The organism is Ornithinimicrobium jinqii, assembly GCF_045032595.1.
Taxonomy (GTDB): Bacteria; Actinomycetota; Actinomycetes; order Actinomycetales; family Dermatophilaceae; genus Ornithinicoccus.
In genome coordinates, this window is record NZ_JBJFZS010000018.1 from 230,106 (window position 1) to 250,264 (window position 20,159).

19 protein-coding genes are annotated in these 20,159 nt (G+C 73.5%); 9 read left to right on the top strand and 10 right to left on the bottom strand.

Annotated features, from left to right (window positions below; genetic code table 11):
- Positions 1–112: 112 nt before the first annotated feature.
- Positions 113–1,336, top strand: coding sequence for a DNA recombination protein RmuC (locus ACI3ET_RS08780; RefSeq protein WP_405032636.1), 1,224 nt, complete (start codon positions 113–115; stop codon positions 1,334–1,336).
- A gap of 90 nt (positions 1,337–1,426) precedes the next feature.
- On the opposite strand, the gene ACI3ET_RS08785 is transcribed toward ACI3ET_RS08780, so the two are convergent.
- Together ACI3ET_RS08785 and ACI3ET_RS08790 are read right to left on the bottom strand one after the other, a co-directional pair.
- A complete protein-coding gene (locus ACI3ET_RS08785) occupies positions 1,427–2,467 on the bottom strand; it encodes a 4-hydroxy-3-methylbut-2-enyl diphosphate reductase (protein ID WP_405032662.1) in 1,041 nt (346 codons plus the stop codon).
- 38 nt (positions 2,468–2,505) lie between these two features.
- Positions 2,506–3,258, bottom strand: coding sequence for an alpha/beta fold hydrolase (locus tag ACI3ET_RS08790; RefSeq protein WP_405032637.1), 753 nt, complete (start codon positions 3,256–3,258; stop codon positions 2,506–2,508).
- An 18-nt stretch (positions 3,259–3,276) separates the two neighbouring features.
- On the opposite strand from ACI3ET_RS08790, the gene xseA reads away from it, so the two are divergent.
- Both xseA and ACI3ET_RS08800 read left to right on the top strand, forming a co-directional pair.
- Positions 3,277–4,518, top strand: a complete 1,242-nt coding sequence (gene xseA, locus ACI3ET_RS08795) for an exodeoxyribonuclease VII large subunit (protein WP_405032638.1) — start codon at positions 3,277–3,279, stop codon at positions 4,516–4,518.
- 31 nt (positions 4,519–4,549) lie between these two features.
- Positions 4,550–4,807, top strand: coding sequence for an exodeoxyribonuclease VII small subunit (locus ACI3ET_RS08800; protein ID WP_405032639.1), 258 nt, complete (start codon positions 4,550–4,552; stop codon positions 4,805–4,807).
- A gap of 31 nt (positions 4,808–4,838) precedes the next feature.
- Here the strand turns inward: ACI3ET_RS08800 and ACI3ET_RS08805 are convergent, their stop codons facing one another.
- Positions 4,839–5,465, bottom strand: a complete 627-nt coding sequence (locus tag ACI3ET_RS08805) for a DUF4245 domain-containing protein (RefSeq protein WP_405032640.1) — start codon at positions 5,463–5,465, stop codon at positions 4,839–4,841.
- Between the two features lie 85 nt (positions 5,466–5,550).
- Between ACI3ET_RS08805 and glpX the strand changes: the two genes are divergently transcribed.
- Together glpX and ACI3ET_RS08815 are read left to right on the top strand one after the other, a co-directional pair.
- Positions 5,551–6,585, top strand: coding sequence for a class II fructose-bisphosphatase (gene glpX, locus ACI3ET_RS08810; RefSeq protein ID WP_405032641.1), 1,035 nt, complete (start codon positions 5,551–5,553; stop codon positions 6,583–6,585).
- 9 nt (positions 6,586–6,594) lie between these two features.
- Positions 6,595–7,590 (top strand): carbohydrate kinase family protein, encoded by a 996-nt coding sequence (locus ACI3ET_RS08815; protein ID WP_405032642.1) that lies wholly within the window; start codon positions 6,595–6,597, stop codon positions 7,588–7,590.
- Here the strand turns inward: ACI3ET_RS08815 and ACI3ET_RS08820 are convergent.
- Positions 7,574–8,620: a CaiB/BaiF CoA transferase family protein gene (locus ACI3ET_RS08820; RefSeq protein WP_405032643.1), complete on the bottom strand. Its 1,047-nt coding sequence runs from the start codon at positions 8,618–8,620 to the stop codon at positions 7,574–7,576. The genes ACI3ET_RS08815 and ACI3ET_RS08820 overlap by 17 nt on opposite strands.
- Positions 8,621–8,706: 86 nt before the next feature.
- On the opposite strand from ACI3ET_RS08820, the gene ACI3ET_RS08825 reads away from it, so the two are divergent.
- Genes ACI3ET_RS08825 through ACI3ET_RS08835 form a run of 3 tightly spaced genes read left to right on the top strand, consistent with a single transcriptional unit; the run spans position 8,707 to position 10,510 of the window.
- Complete coding sequence (locus ACI3ET_RS08825) at positions 8,707–8,946, top strand: fumarate hydratase C-terminal domain-containing protein (RefSeq protein WP_405032644.1); 240 nt, start codon at positions 8,707–8,709, stop codon at positions 8,944–8,946.
- Positions 8,943–9,464 carry a beta-class carbonic anhydrase gene (locus ACI3ET_RS08830; protein WP_405032645.1) on the top strand — a complete coding sequence of 174 codons (522 nt, stop codon included), beginning with the start codon at positions 8,943–8,945 and terminating at the stop codon, positions 9,462–9,464. Before ACI3ET_RS08825 ends, ACI3ET_RS08830 begins: the two co-directional genes overlap by 4 nt.
- Positions 9,461–10,510 (top strand): MauE/DoxX family redox-associated membrane protein, encoded by a 1,050-nt coding sequence (locus tag ACI3ET_RS08835; RefSeq protein WP_405032646.1) that lies wholly within the window; start codon positions 9,461–9,463, stop codon positions 10,508–10,510. The genes ACI3ET_RS08830 and ACI3ET_RS08835 overlap by 4 nt, the downstream gene beginning before the upstream one ends.
- 34 nt (positions 10,511–10,544) lie before the next feature.
- On the opposite strand, the gene glmM is transcribed toward ACI3ET_RS08835, so the two are convergent.
- From glmM to rplM, 3 genes are all read right to left on the bottom strand, one after another.
- A complete protein-coding gene (glmM, locus tag ACI3ET_RS08840; RefSeq protein ID WP_405032647.1) occupies positions 10,545–11,891 on the bottom strand; it encodes a phosphoglucosamine mutase in 1,347 nt (448 codons plus the stop codon).
- 156 nt (positions 11,892–12,047) lie between these two features.
- The gene (gene rpsI, locus ACI3ET_RS08845) at positions 12,048–12,548 is read right to left on the bottom strand and encodes a 30S ribosomal protein S9 (protein ID WP_405032648.1); all 501 of its coding nucleotides are present in this window, start codon (positions 12,546–12,548) and stop codon (positions 12,048–12,050) included.
- Between the two features lie 11 nt (positions 12,549–12,559).
- Positions 12,560–13,003: a 50S ribosomal protein L13 gene (gene rplM / locus ACI3ET_RS08850; protein ID WP_405032649.1), complete on the bottom strand. Its 444-nt coding sequence runs from the start codon at positions 13,001–13,003 to the stop codon at positions 12,560–12,562.
- Between the two features lie 150 nt (positions 13,004–13,153).
- On the opposite strand from rplM, the gene ACI3ET_RS08855 reads away from it, so the two are divergent.
- Positions 13,154–13,726 (top strand): ArsR/SmtB family transcription factor, encoded by a 573-nt coding sequence (locus tag ACI3ET_RS08855; protein ID WP_405032650.1) that lies wholly within the window; start codon positions 13,154–13,156, stop codon positions 13,724–13,726.
- Positions 13,727–13,778: 52 nt separating this feature from the next.
- On the opposite strand, the gene ACI3ET_RS08860 is transcribed toward ACI3ET_RS08855, so the two are convergent.
- The 3 genes from ACI3ET_RS08860 to ACI3ET_RS08870 form a co-directional block, all read right to left on the bottom strand.
- Entirely contained in the window at positions 13,779–14,996 is a 1,218-nt protein-coding gene (locus ACI3ET_RS08860) for a S8 family peptidase (protein WP_405032651.1), read from the bottom strand.
- Positions 14,997–15,115: 119 nt separating this feature from the next.
- On the bottom strand, positions 15,116–17,833 hold the full coding sequence (pulA, locus tag ACI3ET_RS08865) for a pullulanase-type alpha-1,6-glucosidase (RefSeq protein WP_405032652.1): 2,718 nt from the start codon (positions 17,831–17,833) through the stop codon (positions 15,116–15,118).
- Positions 17,830–20,139 (bottom strand): 6-phosphofructokinase, encoded by a 2,310-nt coding sequence (locus ACI3ET_RS08870; RefSeq protein ID WP_405032653.1) that lies wholly within the window; start codon positions 20,137–20,139, stop codon positions 17,830–17,832. Before ACI3ET_RS08870 ends, pulA begins: the two co-directional genes overlap by 4 nt.
- Positions 20,140–20,159: the final 20 nt, after the last annotated feature.

Here is a 20,159-nt window from a genome sequence, read left to right on the forward strand (position 1 = left end):
CACCCCGGGTCACGATCTGGTCACGACCTCGTCCGACCGGACGCCTCGTGCTGCCACGCCGCCGGTCCGCGTCCTCCCAAGGTGTGTCGGACCCGGGTGGGACAGTGCACGCATGGTGATGGCGTGGTGGCAGGTGACGCTCGCGGCCGTGGTCCTCCTCGCGCTGGGCGCCGCGGTCGGTATGGCGTACGCCCGATCGCGCGGGGACGTGCACCTGGCCAGGGCCGAGACCGAGCGGGACGGGCTGGTGCGTCAGGTGGAGGTGCTCGAGCGTTCGGTGACGGACGACCGCGAGGCGGCGGCCGAGCTGGCACCGCTCCGCTCGTCGCTGGCCCGTGTCGAGCAGCAGGTGCAGTCCCTGGAGCGCGACCGGGTCGAGCAGTACGGTCAGGTCGGCGAGCACCTCGCGCAGGTGGCGGCGCAGACGCGCTCCCTGCAGCAGCAGACGGCCGTGCTCTCGGGGGCGCTCAGCGCCTCCGGCACGCGTGGCACGTGGGGAGAGGTGCAGCTGAGGAGGGTCCTCGAGCACGCCGGGATGCTGGACCGGTGCGACTTCGACGAGCAGGTGTCGGCGGTCTCCCGGCACGACGCCCGGGTCCGGCCGGACGCCGTCGTGCGCCTGCCGGGGGGCAAGACCCTCGTCCTGGACAGCAAGGTGCCGATGTCGGCGTTCCTCCGGGCGCAGGCCGACGACCTCACGCCCGTCGAGGCCTCCGGCCATCTCCGTGAGCACGCCCGTGCCCTGCGGGGCCACGTGGAGGGGCTGGCCGCGAAGGAGTACTGGTCGGCGTTCTCGACCTCGCCGGAGCTCGTCATCTGCTTCGTCCCGAGCGACGCCGTGCTCGCGGCCGCCCTGCGTGCCGAGCCCGACCTCTACGACCACGCCCAATCCCGCAAGGTGGTGCTCGCCTCCCCCGCGATCCTGCTCGCCGTGCTGCGCGCGACGGCGCTGGCCTGGCAGCAGGACGCGCTGACGGCCAACGCCCGCGAGCTGCTCGCCCTCGGCATCGACCTGCACCAGAGGCTCGGGACCCTCGGTCGCCACGTGACGACCATGGGGGGTGCGCTGCGCCGCTCGGTCGAGGCCTACAACCAGATGGTCGGGACCCTGGAGTCCCGCGTCATGGTCACGTCACGTCGGATGCACGAGCTCGGCCTGGTCGAGGAGCCCGTCCCGGAGCTGAGGCCGGTGACGACGGCGACACGACCGCTCACCAGCGCGGAGCTGCTGGCCGAGGAGCTGGACGAGCTCACTCCCGCACGGCCGGAGCTCGCGACGCACGAGGCCGTCCACCACCGAGCCGTCCAGGACGATCTGGACCACACCGGGAGCTAGCCGGATCTCCATACCAAGGAGTCCGCGGGTTCACCCTCGCTGGCCGTCGGGCTGCGTGACCGGTCGGGCAACCCGCCGCGTCCGGTGGGGTCAGCGCAGGGAGTCGTGGTCGGCCGCGACCGGGACGGACCCCGGGTCGTGGCGCAGCTTGGCGTCCTGGCGGCCGGCGGCCTTGAGGTCGCGGCGGATCTCGGTGGGGAGCGAGAAGAGCAGCGACTCCTGGGCCGCGGTGACCGCACTGACGTCCTCGTAGCCGCGCGCAGCCAGCCAGTCGAGGACCTCTCGCACCAGCACCTCGGGAACGCTCGCGCCGCTGGTGACACCCACGGTGCGCACACCGTCCATCCAGGACTCGTCGATCTCGTCGGCGTAGTCGACGAGGTGGCCGTCGCGGGAGCCGTACTCCAGCGCCACCTCGACGAGCCGCTTGGAGTTGGAGGAGTTCTGCGAGCCGACCACGATCATCAGGTCGCAGTCCGCGGCCATCTGCTTCACCGCCACCTGACGGTTCTGCGTCGCGTAGCAGATGTCGTCGCTGGGCGGGTCCTGCAGGTGGGGGAACCGCTCCCGCAGGACGGCCACGGTCTGCATCGTCTCGTCCACCGACAGGGTGGTCTGCGACAGCCAGGCCAGACGCTCCGGGTCGGGCACCTCCACCTCCGCCGCGTGGGCGGGGCTCTCCACGACGATGGTGTTGTCGGGGGCCTCCCCCGCGGTCCCCTCGACCTCTTCGTGGCCGGTGTGCCCGACCAGCAGGATCGTGTAGTGCTCGCTCGCGAACCGGATCGCCTCGCGGTGCACCTTGGTGACGAGCGGGCAGGTGGCGTCGATGGTCTGCAGCTGCAGGGCGGCCGCCTCGGCGTGCACGGCCGGGCTCACCCCGTGCGCGGAGAAGATGACCCGCGCGCCCTCGGGCACCTCCTGCGTCTGGTCGACGAAGATCGCACCACGCTTCTCGAGCGTCCGCACGACGTGCTTGTTGTGGACGATCTCCTTCCGCACGTAGACCGGCGGGCCGTAGAGCTCCAGGGCCTTCTCGACCGTCACGACGGCACGGTCGACGCCGGCGCAGTAGCCGCGGGGGGCGGCCAGGAGCACCCTCTTGCCGTCGCCGGCAGGCGGGGCGGGCACGGTCACGTCGGTCGGCGCGGTGTCTGGAGTCGTCGAGGTCACCGGTCCATGGTAGGCGGCGCCGCCCGTTCCTCCGCCAGCCCGACCGCCCGCAGCAGTGCCCCGGCGACCTGCTCCGGGTGCGTGCTCGGCATCAGGTGGGTGGCGCCGGGGATGGTCACGACGTAGGGCTCGCGGGCCGCAGCGGCAAACCTGCGCACGTGCAGGCGCATCTGGTCCAGGCCCCCGTTGACCATCACCACGGGGCACTCGACGTCCGCGAGCAGAGCCGGCCCGCACTCGCCCATCACGACCTCCCAGGCCGCCGGCAGCGCGGCATACGCCGACCCGTCGGGCAGCGCGTCGGCGAACTCGCCCCGCGCCCCCAGCCCCCGCATCACCGCGTTGAACGCTCGCGCCATCCGCTCCGCGCCGACGAGCGGCACGGCCCGGGCGAACCCGCGGTAGACCCCGGTGAGGGGCCCTCGGGGGTCCGCCGTGGCCCCGAGCAGCACGAGGACGTCGAGGGCGTCCGGGTGGCGGGCGGCGTAGAGCATCGCCATGTAGCCGCCGAGGCTGTGCCCGGCCAGGACCACCGGCTGCCCGGGGGCCCGTCCGTCGACCGCCACCTCGAGGGTCGCCACCGCGGCGTCGGCCGTGAACTCCTCCCCCACGCGCGAGCCGTGCCCCGGCAGGTCGACCGCGACGAGCTCGACACCGGGCAGGAGCGGGCGGTAGGGCTCCCACTGGGCGGCGTTCATCCGCGTGCCGTGCACCAGCACGAGGCGGGGCCGCGGCCGGCTGTCTGACATGGTCCCTACGCTAAGGGGGTGACCCCGCCCCCGCTGCCGCCGACCGCCCGGGACACGACCGCAGCCACGCCGTGGCCGGTGCGGACGCTGTCGATGAAGATCAGCGACTACGTCGACAAGATGTCACCGCTGTGGGTCGAGGGTCAGATCGTGCAGCTCAACCGCCGTCCCGGCCTCTCCCGGGCCTTCCTCACGCTGCGGGACACCGACGTCGACATGTCCTTGTCGGTGTCGATCCCCGTCGGTGCGCTGGATGCCATGCCCTCACCCCCTCAGCAGGGCGCGCGGGTGGTGGTGCACGCCCGGCCGACCTTCTGGACCAAGCGCGGGACCCTGCAGCTCGACGCCCGACAGATGCGGCACGTCGGCGTGGGCGAGCTGCTGGCGCGCCTCGAGCACCTCAAGCAGCTGCTGCGCAGCGAGGGGCTCTTCGAGCCGGGCCGCAAGCGCGTGCTGCCCTTCCTGCCCCGGACGATCGGCCTCGTGGTCGGTCGGGGCACCGCGGCGGAGCGGGACGTGCTGGCGGGGGTGCGCCGCCGCTGGCCGGCGGCCCGCTTCGAGATCCGCCAGGTCGCGGTGCAGGGCCCCGACACCGTGACCGGCGTGACCGGTGCCCTGCGCGAGCTGGACGCGATGGTCGAGGTCGAGGTGATCGTGATCGCCCGCGGCGGCGGGTCCTTCGAGGACCTGCTCCCCTTCAGCAACGAGACCCTCGTGCGGGCCGTCTCGGACGCGCGCACCCCCGTCGTGTCCGCCATCGGGCACGAGACAGACACGCCGCTCGTCGACTTCGTCGCCGACCTGCGGGCCTCGACGCCGACGCACGCCGCCGCGGCGGTCGTCCCCGACGTCGAGGACGAGGCGCGGGGGCTGGCGACGGTGCTCCGCCGTGCCCGTCAGGCGGTGACCCGCCGGCTGGACGGCGAGCGCGAGCGGCTGCGCTCGCTCATGAGCCGCCCGGTCATGGCGGACCGGGCGGCCATCGTCGCCCAGCACCGCGCCGAGGTCGTGGCGCTGCGCGACCGTGGTGCGGCTCGGCTCGAGGACCGCCTCGCGCGCGAGCACGACCGCACCGACCAGCTGCTCCGGCACCTGCGCGCGGTCTCTCCCCAGCACACCCTCGAGCGCGGGTATGCCGTGGTGCGTCACCCCGACGGGTCGATCGTCCGCGACCAGCAGGAGGTCCGGGTCGACGAGCTGCTGCGGGTGACCGTCGCCCGCGGCGACTTCGCCGCCCGCCCGGTGGCGGCAGCCGGCTGAGGGCGGGCCGCGCACCGTTAGTGTGGGGCGGGTGAGCGACGCGACCCCTGCGGGACCGACCCCGGTGAACCAGCTGTCCTACGAGCAGGCTCGCGACGAGCTGGTCGGGCTGGTGGCCCGCATCGAGGGGGGCCAGGTCCCGCTGGAGGAGTCCATGCTGCTGTGGGAGCGCGGCGAGAAGCTGGCGGCCCACTGCCAGGCCAAGCTGGACGCCGCCCAGCAGACGCTGGACCGCGCCACCGCCTCCGGGTCGGACATCGAGCCCGGCCCGGACGGCGCAGACGGCTGACACCGCCCCGGACCGGGCACGGCCCGGCTCCTCAGTCCTCGGCGGTGATCGTGACGAGGAACGTCTCGAACTCCGCCTGGTCCGCCGTGCCGTGCACGACGACCGTCGAGCCGCCGGTCTCCTCCGGCCCCAGCACGTAGCCCACCTCGGCGTTGCCGTCGCTCGGGCCCGACCACCGTTGCCACTCCTGCTCCCCCTGCGGGCCGGTGAGCCGGACCGCGCCGTCGGCCTGCGCCTCCGGCAGCACCTCGGCGAGCCACTCGTCGGTGACGTCCGCAGCCTGGTGGACGGCCACGTACGCACCCTCGGGAGAGACGTAGGACACGTGCCAGGTCTGGACCTCCGCGACGCGCGCGTCGTACCAGACCACCGTCGGGGTCCAGCCCTCCCCGGGCGCCGGGACCCACACGGGGAAGGTGGCCTCCTCTGCCGCGTGGGCCGCGGGCTGCGCGACGTCGGGGGTCCGACGCTGCGACTCGGCGGGGTTGAACGTCATCGACCACAGGACGAGGACCACCGCCAGCAGGATGAGGGTGGAGAAGACCATGTTGCGCACCGTGTAGGTCGCGAGACGCTTCCGGCCGGCGTCCGGGTCAGGCCGCGGACCGCCTCCCGACGGCGCCTGCTCGTCGACGGCGGGGGGCTGCGGGGTACTCACCCCACCATGGTCGCATCCCCCACCCCCGGGACCGGCCCCGACCGATATGGTGACATCCAGTCCGCCGTCCTACGAAGGAGTCCGCATGGCTGCCGTCGACCGGCCCGTCCACCCGAGCACCGAGCAGGTCATCCCCGACCGCAACCTGGCGATGGAGCTGGTCCGCGTCACCGAGGCCGCCGCGCTGGCAGCCGGTCGGTGGGTGGGCCGGGGCGACAAGAACCTCGCCGACAACGCCGCCGTCGAGGCGATGCGCAAGGTCGTCGGCAAGGTGGCGATGGACGGGATCGTCGTCATCGGCGAGGGCGAGAAGGACGAGGCGCCGATGCTCTTCAACGGTGAGAGGGTGGGTGACGGCTCCGGGCCTCAGGTCGACGTCGCCGTCGACCCCGTCGAGGGCACCACCCCGACCGCCAAGGGCATGGACAACGCGATCTCGGTCATCGCGGTCTCCGAGCGCGGCGCGATGTACGACCCCTCCGCCGTCTTCTACATGGACAAGCTGGTCGTCGGGCCCGACGCGGCCGACCGCGTCGACATCCGGCTGCCCATCCGGGAGAACCTGCGCCGGCTGGCCCGGGCCAAGAAGAAGCACGTCGAGGACGTCACCGTCGTCATGCTCGACCGTCCCCGGCACGCCGACTACGTCCAGCAGGTCCGGGACGCCGGCGCCCGGTTGCGGTTCATCACCGACGGGGACGTCGCCGGCGCCATCGCCGCGGCCCGCGAGGAGACCTCTGCCGACATGCTCATCGGCATCGGCGGCACCCCTGAGGGCATCATCACCGCGTGCGCCATGCGGGCGATGGGTGGCGTCATCCAGGGCAAGCTGTGGCCCAGGGACGACGATGAGAGGCAGCGGGCGATCGACGCCGGGCACGACCTCGACCGCGTCCTCACCACCGAGGACCTCGTGACCAGCGACAACTGTTTCTTCGCCGCCACGGGCATCACCAGCGGACAGCTGCTGCGGGGCGTGCGCTACGGCTCCGGGACGGCCGTCACCCATTCCCTGGTCATGCGCTCGCGCTCGGGCACGATCCGCGAGATCACCTCGCACCACCGCCTGGACAAGGTCGCGCAGATCGCCGACTCCCTGTCCCCCGAGTCCCACCACTGAGCCTCCGACGTGGACACCCCCGCGGTCCTCGTCGTCGGTGAGGCTCTCGTCGACATCGTCCTGCCGCACGGCGGGGGTGAGCCCACCGAGCACGTCGGCGGGTCGCCGGCCAACGTCGCGGTGGGTCTGGCGGCCCTCGACCATGACACCCGCCTGTCCACCCACCTCGGCGACGACGTCCGCGGCCGGCGCGTCACCGACCACCTGCTCGACGCCGACGTGGTCCTGACGCCGGGCTCGCACGACGCGCCCCGCACCTCGACCGCCACGGCCCACCTGGACGCCCGGGCCGTCGCCACCTATGACTTCGACCTGGTCTGGGAGGTGGCGCCCGTCGACCTGCACGGGGTCGGCCACGTGCACACCGGATCGATCGCCGCGACCCTCGAGCCGGGCGCGAGCACCGTGCTCGACCTCGTGTCCTCCGCCCGTGAGGTCGCCACCGTCTCCTACGACCCCAACTGCCGACCGACGATCATGGGCGACCCCCACGAGGTCCGCTCGCGCATCGAGGAGTGCATCGGCCGCTCGGACGTGGTCAAGGCGTCCCTGGAGGACGTGGAGTGGCTGTACGCCGGGGCTCCCGTCGAGGACGTCGTCCACCTGTGGGGCCTGCTGGGACCGGCGGTGGTCGTCGTGACCCGCGGTGGCGAGGGAGTCCTGGTGCACCTGAGCCGCACCGACAGCACCATCGAGCTGGACCCGGTCCCGGTGCACGTCGTCGACACCGTCGGCGCCGGCGACTCCTTCATGGCAGGCCTGCTCAGCGGCCTGCTCGACGCCGGGCTGCTCGGCTCGACGGCAGCCCGCGAGCGCCTGCGGGGCGCCGACCTGGACGACCTCGAGGACGCGCTCGACCGGGCGGTGGCGTGCGCCTCCTGGACGGTCGCGAGGGCGGGCGCCGCGGCACCGACCCGCGCGAACCTCGGGCACCCGGACCGTGACGGCCCGGGATTCGACAGACCAGGTCTCGGTGGCCCCGACCGCCTCACCCCGGAGGGGTGAACCGGGGCGCGGGCCCGGCCTGCACCCGGCCGTCGCGCTCCTCGTAGGTGCCCCGGGCCCGCAGGTGCGGGTGGTCCGCCGCCTCGCTGAACGTCAGCACCGGGGTCACGCACGCGTCCGTGCCCTCGAACAGCGTCGCCCAGTCGTCGCGGTCGCGGGTGGCGAAGATCGTCTCCAGCTCGTGGTGGAGGCGGGGCCAGCTCCGGCGGTCCTGCCGGTCCGGCAGCGCCTCCACCGCGCGGCCGAGCCCCTCCAGGAGAGCGGCCCAGAACGCCTCCTCGATCGCGGCCACGGCCACGAACCTCCCGTCGGCGCAGGTGTAGGTCCGGTAGAAGGGTGCGCCGCCGTCGAGGAGGTTCGACTCCCGGCGCAGGTCCCACAGTCCGCCGCCGAGCATCGACAGGGTCATCTGGGACAGCAGTGTCGTCCCGTCGACCATCGCCGCGTCCACGACCTGCCCCCGCCCGGTGGACGCCCGCGCGACCAGGGCGGCCAGGGTGCCGACGACCGCCAGCATCGAGCCGCCGCCGAAGTCCCCGACGAGGTTGAGCGGAGGGGGTGGCGGACGGTCGGCCGGCCCCAGTGCGTGCAGCGCGCCCGTGAGCCCGATGTAGTTGAGGTCGTGGCCGACGTGGCCGGCCCACGGACCCGTCTGCCCCCACCCGGTCACCCGGACGTACACGAGGGCGTCGTTGCGCGAGCGGCACTCCGTCGGTCCCACCCCCAGCCGCTCCGCCACACCCGGACGGAACCCCTCGAGCAGGACGTCGGAGTCCTCGACCAGGCCCAGGACCTCCGCCACCCCCTCCGGGGTCTTGAGGTCGACGGTGCTCGTCCCGGCCCGCCCCCGGAGCAGCAGGTCCTCCTGCGACGGCTGGAGCCGCAGGCCCCGCCCCGGGTCCCGCTCGACGCGCAGCACCTCGGCCCCGAGGTCCGCCAGCACCATCGCGGCGTGCGGCACCGGACCCAGACCCTGCAGCTCGACCACGCGGATCCCGGTGAGGGGCCCGCCGCCCCCGCGTGACGTCATGCCAGGTCCTCCCGGGTCGTGCGGACGCCGACGCTGCGCCGACCTCCCCAGGGTAGGTGCGGACGGGCGCCGACTACTCTGTGCCCATGACGGTGTCCGCGCCCTGCTTCCGCTACCGCGACCTGCTCCCCCTGGGGAAGGACGAGACGCCACACCGGCTGCTCACCTCCGCGGAGGTGGGGATGGAGGCGGTCTGGCGGATCGAGGTCGAGGACCTCCCCGTGTCCATCGACGTCGACGACGAGGGCAACGACTTCTTCGCCGACGTCACCACCCCCCTCGGCACGACCATCCCGACCCGCGCACAGGTGGAGGCGGCACGATGAGCGACGGCACGACGACGAGGTCCGGCTTCGACGACCTGCTCGCCGCCAACGCCGACTACGCGCGGGAGCACGCCGACGAGCTGTGGGGCTTCGACGGCATCGCCCGTGCCGGGGTCGCGATCGTGACCTGCATGGACAGCCGCATCGAGCCGCTGAAGATGCTCGGGCTCACGCACGGCGACGCCAAGATCTTCCGCAACCCCGGAGGACGGATCACCGAGGCGGCGCTCGAGGCCATCGTCCTGGGGGTGCACCTGCTCAACGTTCAACGCATCCTGGTGGTCCCCCACACCCGGTGCGCCATGACGAAGTTCAGCGAGAACGAGCTGCGCGAGAAGATCACCGACCTGTCCGGCCAGGACGCGTGGTGGCAGCACTTCCACGTCGTGCCCGACCAGCGGGCCGCGCTCGTGGAGGACGTCCGCCGGGTCGGCACGCACCCGCTCGTCCGCGGTCGGGCCGAGGTGGGCGGGTTCCTCTACGACGTCGACACCGGGCTCCTCGAGCAGCTCGTGTGAGTGCCGTGGACACCGCTCTCTCCCTCGCCCCGCTGACGCTGGCCGCCGTTCTCGTGCTCAGCGGCGTCTCCAAGATCCGTGACACCCGTGCGTCCACGCTGAGCATGATGCGGCTCCTGCGGCTGCCCGGCGTCGTGGCCAACGGCTCCACGGCCCGAGCCCTGCCCTTCCTCGAGCTCGCGACGGCCGCCCTGCTGCTCACCCCGTGGACGCCCACCTTCGCGCTGGGGGCGGTCCTGGCGCTGGGCCTCTTCGTCGCCTTCTGGGCCGTGATCGTGCGGGCGATGGGCTTCGACCCCCGACCCACCTGCGGGTGCTTCGGACGGATCGGTGACCACCGGATCACCGGGCGCACGGTGGTGCGCAACACCCTGCTCCTCGCGCTCTCCGTGGTGACCGCAGGCGTGGCGCTCACCGGGCGCAGCACCGGGGCGCTCGTCGGGGCCTACACCGGCGGGGACTGGCTGTGGCTCCTCCTGGCGCTCGCGCTCGCCGCGGTCACGCTCCTCGTGCTCGGCTCGGGACCAGGTCGACCCGGCACCCCGGCCCACCAGCCGCGGACCGCCGCCCACCAGCCGCCGGCTGCCACCCGGCCGACCGCCGGCGAGCTGGACTACGTGCGCGCACCGGTCCCGGACGGCCTCCTCGTCGGACCCGACCACCAGGTCACGAGCCCGGCACGGCTGCTGCGCAGCCAGGCCCAGCTGGTCGTCCTCGTCAACTGCTGGTGCGGCCCGACCCACGAGGCCCTCGCCCGGCTGAGCACCTGGCGCGAGCGCCTGCCGCAGCTGGGCGTCCAGCTGGTCTTCACCCCCTACCCCTTCGACTCACCGGAGGCCGTCGGCGACCGGACCGGCATCTGGTGGGACCCGGGCTCCCGGCTGTACGCCGCGCTGGGCGCCGGCGCCAGCCCGAGCGCGGTGCTGCTCGGGGCCGACGGCCTGCTGGCCGGGGGTCCGGTCGACGGGATCGAGGCGATCGAGGAGTTCCTCGACGACATCGTCGTCGAGCTCAGCGACGCCGCGGAGCCCAGCACCGTCGGTTGACCGGCGCGCGGGCGCCCTCGCCCCCCGACGCTTGTCAGAGCGTCAGGCGCTCGCGCACCACCGAGGCCAGTCGCTCTCCATACCCCTGCGCACGTTCCTGGGTGTCGGCCTCGACCATCACCCGCACCAGCGCCTCCGTGCCGGACTTGCGCAGCAGCACCCGACCGCCGGAGCCGAGCTCGCCCTCGACGGCGAGCACCGCCGCGCGGACGCCCTCGTCGCTCTCCACACGGTCCTTGTCGACGCCCCTGACGTTGACCAGGACCTGCGGCAGGCGGGTGACCACCCCGGCCAGCACGCCGAGCGGGGTGCCCGAGGACACCACCCGCTGAGCCAGCATGAGCGCGGTGAGCACGCCGTCACCCGTGGTGCCGTGGTCGAGCATGATGACGTGACCCGACTGCTCGCCGCCCAGGGAGTAGCCGTGCGCCCGCATCTCCTCCAGGACGTAGCGGTCCCCGACGGCGGTCTGCACGACGGTGATGCCCTCCCGCTCCATGGCCTGGAGGAGCCCCAGGTTGCTCATCACGGTCGCGACCAGGGTGTCGTCGGTCAGCTGGCCACGCTCGTGCAGCGACAGCGCCAGGATCGCCATGATCTGGTCGCCGTCGACGATGTTGCCGTCCGCGTCGACGGCCAGGCACCGGTCGGCGTCGCCGTCGAAGGCGACCCCCATGTCCGCGCCGCGCAGCCGCACGGCGTCCTGGAGGTGCTCCAGGTGCGTCGAGCCGGCGCCGTCGTTGATGTTGAGGCCGTCGGGGTCGCCGCCGATGACGTCCACGGTCGCACCAGCGCGCCGGAACACCTCCGGCCCGACGACCGAGGCCGCTCCGTGCGCGGCGTCGATGACGATCCGCAGACCGTCGAGCCGGCCGGGCACCGCGTCGAGCAGGTGGTCGATGTAGAACTCCGCGCCCCTCTCGAAGGGCCGGATCCGGCCCACGGCCGCTCCCGTGGGACGCTCCCAGTCGCACCCGACCCGCTCGGAGATCCGGTCCTCGAGCTCGTCGGCGAGCTTGTGACCGCCGCGGGCGAAGAACTTCAGCCCGTTGTCCGGCATCGCGTTGTGGGAGGCCGAGAGCATGGCACCCATCTCGGCGTTCATCAGCTGGGTGAGGTAGGCGATCGCCGGCGTCGGCAGCACGCCGGCGTCCAGCACGTCGACCCCGGCGGACGCGAAGCCGGCCGTCACCGCGGCGGCGAGGAACTCGCCGGAGGCACGCGGGTCGCGGCCCACGACGGCGGTCGCCCGGTGGCCGCCGAAGGCGCCCCGCCCGCCGAGCTCGTGCGCGACCGCGACCGACAGCTGCAGCGCCAGCTCGGCCGTGATGGCCTCGTTCGCGAGCCCTCGGACCCCGTCGGTGCCGAACAGTCGTGCCATGGTGCCTCGCTTGGTGTCGTCGTGTCTGGTGCGTGGTGCCGCCGGCCCGGGGCGGACCTCTCGGAAGTATGCCGTATGCACGCCCGAGGACCGGCGGGAGCAGTGCTCCCACCGGCCCTCGGTGGTGGCATGCCCGTCGAGGGACGGGCGCGCCGGTCAGCGCTTGCTGTACTGCGGCGCCTTGCGCGCCTTCTTCAGACCAGCCTTCTTGCGCTCGGGGACGCGTGCGTCCCGGCTGAGCAGGCCGTTCTTCTTCAGGGTCGCGCGGTTGAGGTCGGGGTCCACGCCGTTGAGCGAGCGGGCCACGCCGAGGCGGACCGCGCCTGCCTGGCCGGAGGGGCCACCGCCGTGCACGCGGACGAGCACGTCGTAGGCGCCGACGAGCTCGAGGACGGTGAGGGGCTCGTTGACGATCTGCTGGTGCACCTTGTTGGGGAAGTACTCCTCCAGGGTGCGGCCGTTGACCTTCCACTCACCGGTCCCCGGGACGATGCGCACGCGGGCGATGGCCTGCTTGCGTCGGCCGGTGGCGGCGCCGGGAGCCGACGCGGTCGGACGCGCGGCAGCCTCCACGGGGGCGGAGGACTCTGAGGTGTACTCGGAGATCGAGTTCTCGTCGAACTCGTCGTTCTCGACGTTGGTGTCGATGTCGGTCATGTGCATCTTCCTTACTGCGCGACCTGGGAGATCTCGAACGGGACAGGCTGCTGGGCCGAGTGCGGGTGGGTGTCACCGGCGTAGACCTTCAGCTTCGTGATCTGGGCGCGACCGAGCGAGTTCTTCGGGAGCATGCCACGGATGGCCTTCTCCACGGCGCGGGTCGGGTGCTTCGCCAGCATCTCCTGGTAGGTCTGCGCACGCAGACCGCCCGGGTAGCCGGAGTGGCGGTAGGCCTTCTTCTTCTCGAGCTTGGCGCCGGTCAGGGCCACCTTCTCGGCGTTGATGATGATGACGAAGTCACCGGTGTCCATGTGCGGGGCAAAGATCGTCTTGTGCTTGCCGCGCAGCAGGATCGCCGCCTGGGACGCGAGGCGGCCCAGCACGACGTCCGTGGCGTCGATGACGTGCCAGGAGCGGGTGATCTCGCTGGGCTTGGGGGTGTAGGTGCGCACGATGCAAACCTTCGTAGTCAGTGTGATGGGGCAACCGTCCCAGTCTACCGCCGGACGGAGGACCAGCCCAAACCGGCAGACCCGCAGGTCAGGGCATGCACCAGGGCCCGTGGTCGCCCTGTGCACCGCTTTTGTGCACAATAACTGTGCATGAGTACCGACCGCGCCGCCCTGCGCACCCTCGCCCACCCGCTCCGCAGCCGGCTGCTGGCCGAGCTGCGGGTGCACGGGGGTGCGACGGGGACCGAGCTCGCTGCCGCGCTCGGCACCAACACCGGCGCCACGTCATACCACCTGCGCCGCCTCGAGGAGGTGGGTCTGGTCGAGGACACGGGCACGGGCACCGGGCGGAGACGGGTATGGCGTGCCGCGCCGGCGCCGGAGACGAGCGTGCTGGGGGTGGGGGTCGGCGGGGAGGAGGGCGGCTCGGACGAGGACGACGCGCAGGCGGCGAACTGGCTTGCGCTCGACTACCTGGCCCACTTCGGCGACCGCGCGCAGGGGTGGCTGCGCGAGCGCGGTGCGTGGGAGGCCAGCTGGCAGGAGGCGTGCGGGCTGGAGGACCACACCGTGCAGGTGAGCGCCGAGCAGCTGACCGCGATGCGCGCCGAGCTGCTGGAGGTGCTGGAGCGCTACCGCAGGGTCGGCCAGGGCAACCCGCAGGCCAGGCGGGTGGTCGTCTACACCTGCGCGCTGCCCCTGCCCTCGGCAGGACACCGCTGACGGGTGCAGCCCCGCCGCACGGGGGTGCGGCGGGGCTGCGGGCGGCCGTGAGTCAGGGGCCGGTGTAGAGCAGGAGGTTGGGCGAGCCCATCGGGTCGCCCACCACGTTGGCCGTGGCGCGCGACTCGAGCGCGCTCTCGACGCCCGCGGGGCTCAGCGTCGGGCTGCCCTGCAGCACGAGCGCGGCGGCACCCGCCACGTGCGGAGCTGCCATGGACGTGCCCGAGATGGTGCTGGTCTGCGTGTTGCTCTGGTACCAGGCGCTGGTGATGCCGACGCCGGGGGCGAAGATGTCGACGCAGGTGCCGAAGTTGGAGAAGGACGCGCGGGTGTCGTTGCGGTCCGTGGCACCGACCGTGAGGGCGCTGCCCGCGCGGGCCGGGGAGACGTTGCAGGCGTTCTGGTCCTCGTTGCCGGCGGCGACGACGGTCGTCACCTTCGCGTTCGTCATGCGGACCACGGCCTGGTCGATCGAGGTGCTGGCGCCGCCGCCCAGGCTCATGTTCGCCACGGACGGACCCTGCGCCTTCTGCGCGACCCAGTCCATGCCGGCCACCACGCCGCTCCAGCTGCCCGACCCGCGGCAGTCGAGGACGCGGACCGGGACCAGGTTGACGCCCTTGGCGACGCCGTAGGTGGTCCCGCCCACGGTGCCCGCGACGTGGGTCCCGTGGCCGTTGCAGTCCTCGGTGGTGCTCTTGCCCCTGGAGACGAAGTTGGCGCCTGGGCGCATGCGGCCGGCGAACTCGGCGTGCGTGCTCCGGATGCCGGTGTCGATGATGTAGGCGTCGACGCCCGCGCCGGTGGCGGTGTAGGAGTAGGTACCGTTCAGGGTCCGCGTGCGCTGGTCGACGCGGTCCAGGCCCCAGGTGGCTCCCGACTGGACCTCGGAGACGGTGACCACCCCGTCGGCCTCCACCGAGCTCACGGTGGGGTCGGTGGCGAGCGATCGGGCCTGCGCGGGGGTCATGGTGGCGACGTAGCCCCCCAGCGCGGGGAAGGTGCGCTCCACCTGCAGACCCCGGCCCCGTGCCTGCGCGACGGCGGCGGCGGTCGCCGCGCGCACCTCGGAGCGGGCGGCGGCGCGGTTCGCGCCGGGCTGCCAGGCGTCCGCACCGGCGTCGAGCATGACGATGTGCCGGGTGGCCCCGGAGCCCGCGGCGGGGCTCGCGGTAGAGGCCCCCTCCAGGGCGACGGCGGCGGGGGTCGCGGCGAGCACGAGCGCGGCCACGCCGGCCAGGCCGGACAGGGCGCGGGTACGAGGGGTCATCTGGGGTCCTTTGCACGATGGGCCGGCGCACCGACCGGTGCGGGTGTGGTCATCGTGGGCCGGTACGACCCGATGCACAAGAGGGTTGACCAAGACCGAACCCGATTCTGACCAGACCTTTACCCGTCGGTGCGGACCAGCACCGCAGCCGTGATTCCCGGCACCCGGACGGTGCCGGTCGCGGGCTCCCACGCCGTCTGGCGCACCACGTCGTCCGCACCGTCCTGCTGCGCAGCGGAGAGCACCCAGCGCTGCCCCGCCAGACCCGGCACCGGGACCGTCGCGCCCTCGACGGCCCCGTTGAGGACGACGAGCACGCCGGACGTCCGCGGGTCAACCCGCTCCCCCGCCGTGCCGTCGACCAGCATGACGACGAGGTCGGGTCGACCGACGGCCGTGCCCGACACCGGGAAGGACACCGCGCCGAGCACCCTCTCTGTGGTGCCGAGCCGCAGCAGCGGAAGGTCGCGGCGGACGCGCAGCAGGTCGAGGGCGGCGTCGCACGCCCGCGCGATGTCGTCCGGCCCCGGGACGAGCAAGGGGTCGGCGAGCAGGGTGGCCATCAGCGGCCAGCGGCGCCCGTTGTCCGGTTCCGGTGGTAGTCCGCGGCCGAAGCCGTTGTGCCGCAACGTGTAGTCGAGATGGTTGAACCAGTCGCCGGAGGCATAGCTGTTGCGGTCCAGGCTCTTGCTCCGCAGGAGCTCGGCACCCGCGTGCCAGAACGAGATGCCCTGGGAGAGAGTGACTGTCGCCAGGGCAAGGGTGTTGCGGCGGACCCGCTCGTCCATCGTGGTGACCCGGGGCAGCTTGAGCACGAGGGTGTCCCACAGCGTCTCGTTGTCGTGCGCGTCGACGTAGTTGACCACCTCCTCGGGGGACCAGGCGTAGCCGGCGGGGGCGCCGCCGTAGCGGACCGTGCGTCCGAGCACCTCCCTCCCGGTCTTCTGCGACACCAGCCGCAGCTTCCGCAGGCCCCCGGCCAGACCGATCTGGAGCAGGTCGGTGTCGTGCGGGTCGGCACCGCCGGTGGCGAAGCCGAGCCCGGCGCGCGGGTCGTCGTCGTGGACGGCACCTCCGCGCACGGCGTCACGGATCCGGTCGTTGAAGGTGCCGATCCCTAGTCCGTCCAGCTGGCCCTGCACGGCCTGGTGGAAACGGCGGTCGTCGGCGACCTCGCCGAAGTTCCAGCCCTCCCCGTAGAGGGTGACCGCCGACCCGTCGACGCCGTCGCGCGCCGGTGTCAGGGCGTCCAGCGCCGAACGCACCGCCTCGAGGTTGCCACGACTGTGGTGGCCCATGAGGTCGAAGCGGAACCCGTCGACGCGGTAGTGCCGCACCCACAGCACGCACCCGTCGACCATGAGCTTCTCGGCCATCCGGTGCTCGGTCGCCAGGTTCTGGCAGCACGTCGAGGTCTCCACGTGCCCGTCGGCGTCGAGCCGGTGGTAGTAGCCCGGTGCGACGCGGTCCAGCACGGAGGCCCTCGCCAGGCCGGAGTCGGTGGTGTGGTTGTAGACCTGGTCGAGCACGACCCGCAGCCCCAGCCCGTGCAGCGCGCCGACCATCTCGCGGCACTGCGCGACCCGCTCGCCGCCGTGGGCGTCGCGCGCCGAGGACGCGTACGACCCCTCGGGGGTGAGGAAGTGCCACGGGTCGTAGCCCCAGTTGAAGGCGTCGCGCAGCGCGTGCGCGCGGACCAGCCGCTGCTGCTCCTGCCCGGCCGGGTCCTGCCGGCTCAGCTCCTCGAGCACGGCCAGGTCCGCCTGCCGTTGGCGCGCCGGGTCCTCCTCGACGGAGGTCAGGTCGAAGACGGGCAGGAGGTGCACCGTCGTCATCCCCGCCTCCGCGAGCCTGCGCAGGTGGCGACGGCCGTGCCCCTCGACCCCGAACGCGCGGTAGGAGCCGCGGAGCTCGGCAGGGACGTCGGGGTCCTCGCGGGAGAAGTCCCGGACGTGCAGCTCGTAGATGGTCTGGTCCACCGGGCGGACCGGGGCCGGCACCGGGGTGCCGGACCAGACGCCCGGGGCCCAGGCCGGGTCCTGCAGGTCGACGAGCACCGAGTGGGTGGAGTCCGTGGTCAGGCCCACCGACCAGGGGTCGGTGCTCCGCACCGCCCGCACGCCACCCCCACGAGGGAGGACGTGACGCAGCTCGAGCAGGTAGCAGCGGTCCCGCCAGCCAGGGTCGCCGGTCACCGACCAGGCACCGTCGTCCGAGCGGGTCATCGGGTGGCGCGCGGGCTCACCGGGCGGCGCCCACGCAGCGGTCCCCCCGTCGGGCGGGGTCCCGTCCCAGAGGAGCAGGTCGACGGCGAGCGCGGTCGGCGCCCACACCGTCACGGTCGGGGTGCGCCCGTCGGTGCCGGGCGCACCGTGCCAGCCCACGCCATACCCGCGCTGCACGGCCCTCTCGGCGTAGAGGTCGTCGAGCACGTGCGGCACCTGCACCGAGGTGGCGAGCAGGACCCTCCCCTCGTGCGGACCACCGGAGTGGTCGCGGACCACCAGCGCCAGCTGGCCCCGCAGCAGCTCCTCTGCCTCGGCGGACCCGACGGTCCCCAGCCGCAGCGCGAGACAGCCGGCGAGGTGGGGCACCCGGGCGAGGACGTCCGATGGCAGCCCGTGCTCGTCGTGGACCAGCGCGTGCCCCGCACCCGGCTCGTCGTGGACGCCCAGCCCGCCGAGCGGCGCGCTCTCCAGACGCCAGGTCAGGTCGTGCACCGGGAGGTCGTGCGGCAGGTCGGCGGCCGGGAGCGCCAGCAGGTCGCGCGTCAGCCAGTGCGCCCGGGCCTGCGCGAGGTCGATCGTGCGCGGACCCGGGTGGGGGCGGTAGGTCATGCGTCCTCCGTGCGGACGAGCGGGACGGGATGGGCGGCGGGGTCGCGCAGACGGTCGGAGACCAGCCCGACCAGGGGTCTGAGGTCGGTCCACCACGGAGCGCGCGGCTGGCCCAGCTCCACGTCGACCTCCTCCTCGAGCCGGTCCACCGACGTCACCCGCAGCTCACCCCCGACCTCCCCGACCGAGCAGCTCTGCGGCTCTCCTGCCGCCAGCTGCCGCAGGACCTCGTCGAGCGCGGCCCGGGCGAGGCGGGTGGCCAGCAGCCGGTCGAAGGGGGTCGGGTCGCCGCCGTCCTGGACGTGGCCGAGCACGGTGTGGCGCACGTCGAAGAGGGCACCGCCCTCCTCCTCGAAGATGCGGGCCACGAGGTCGGTCGTGTAGTGCTCGGAGGCCTTCTCGTTGCGCAGCACGAGGTAGAGCCGGCACCCCTCCTCGAAGGCGCGGGTCATCCGCCGGGCGTCCTCGGCGATCTCGGCGATCCGCAGTCGGTCCTCGGGCAGGTAGACCCGCTCGGCGCCCGAGGCGATCCCGCTCATCATCGTCAGGTAGCCGCACCGGCCGCCCTTGGTCTCGGCCACGAAGCAGCGGCGGGTGGCCGAGGCCGAGGTGCGGATCTTGTCGAGCATCTCCACGATCGTGTTGAGCGCGGTGTCGGCGCCCACCGACAGGTCCGCCCCGGGCAGGTTGTTGTCGATCGACGCGGGCAGGCAGACGACCGGCAGCGCCAGCTCCGGGTGCTGAGCACGGGCCGTGTCGAGCAGCGCCGCGGCCCGGTAGGCGTCCAGACCGCCCACGAGGACCAGGGCGTCCAGCCGGTGCGCACGCACCGAGTCCGCCACCGCGGCGACGGTCGCCTCGTCGGGCAGTCGACGGCTGGTGCCGAGCACCGCGCCGCCCTGACCGACCCAGCCGTCGACCTCGGCCCAGCCCAGCTCGCGCAGCCGACCCTCGACCAGCCCCTCGAAGGAGCCCTGCACCCCGAGCACGGACAGGCCGCTGCTCAGGCCGAACCGGACCAGCGCGCGCACCGCGGTGTTCATGCCGGGGGCGACGCCGCCGACGTGGAGCACGGCTACCCGGCGCGACGGAGGGCCGTCGACGGGCTGCTCGGGGGCTCGGGTCAGCTGCCCCACCAGCCGGGTGAGGGTGACGAAGGAGGAGCCGCGGGCCGCGGCGGCGGTGGCGTAGTCGCGCGCCGCGAGCGCGTCCCGGACGGTGTTGGTCGCTGCCACGGACGCCGGCAGCGAGCTGGCTGTCGCGGTGTTGTGCCGCACCCCCACGACCTGCGACGGAGCGTCGGGACCGGCCTCGAGGAGCTGCCGGGCCGCAGCGTGCCCGAGCAGGGTCGGCATCCAGCGGTCGTAGGCCGAGGGGCGACCGCCCCGCTGCACGTGCCCGAGGATGGTGACCCTGGCGCGCTCCCCCAGCCGTTCGCCGATGGCGGCCTCGACGTCGGCGCTGGTGATCCGGTTGCCGTCGAGGTCGGTGGCACCCTCGGCCACGATGACCAGGGCGTCTCGCTGGCCGGTCGAGCGGGCCCGCTCGAGGGACTGGACGAGGCCGGCCTGCCAGCCCTGCGCGGGCGGTCCCTCCGGCAGGAGCACCGCGTCGGCACCGCCGGCGATGCCGGCCATGAGGGCGAGGTAGCCGCAGTGCCGACCCATCACCTCGACGACGAACGTGCGCTGGTGGCTGGCGGCGGTCGAACCGATGGCGTCCAGCGCCGCGATGATGCGGTGCAGGGCCGTGTCCGCCCCGATCGTCATGTCGGTGCCGGCCATGTCGTTGTCGATCGACCCGACGAGCCCCGCGACGACCAGCCTCGGGTGGGCGTCCCTGGCCGCAGCCGGAACCTCGCCGGAGGCGACGAGCTCGTCGAGCAGCTCGGCCCACTCGGTGCGCAGCTCCTCGGCGCCGCGCAACGACCCGTCCCCGCCGATCACGACGAGCCGGTCGATGCCCTGCTGCACCAGGTTGCGGACCGCTCGACGGCGTCCGTCCCGCTGGACGAACTCCGGGGACCGCGCCGTGCCCAGGACGGTGCCGCCCCGCTGCAGGATCCCGCTGACGTCGCTCCAGCCCAGCGGCCGGATCAGGTCGCCCCCGGTGACGGCGCCTCGCCAGCCCTCGAGCACGGCATACGGCTCACCGCCCAGGCGCAGGGTGGTCCGCACCACCGCGCGCACGGCGGCGTTCATCCCCGGTGAGTCTCCCCCGGAGGTGAGCACCCCGATCCGCACCGGTGACGACGACGGGTCCGGGGTGGACCCGGGTGGAGGGGTCGGGGAGCCCGCGTGCGGCATCGTCCAGCACCTTTCCGGAG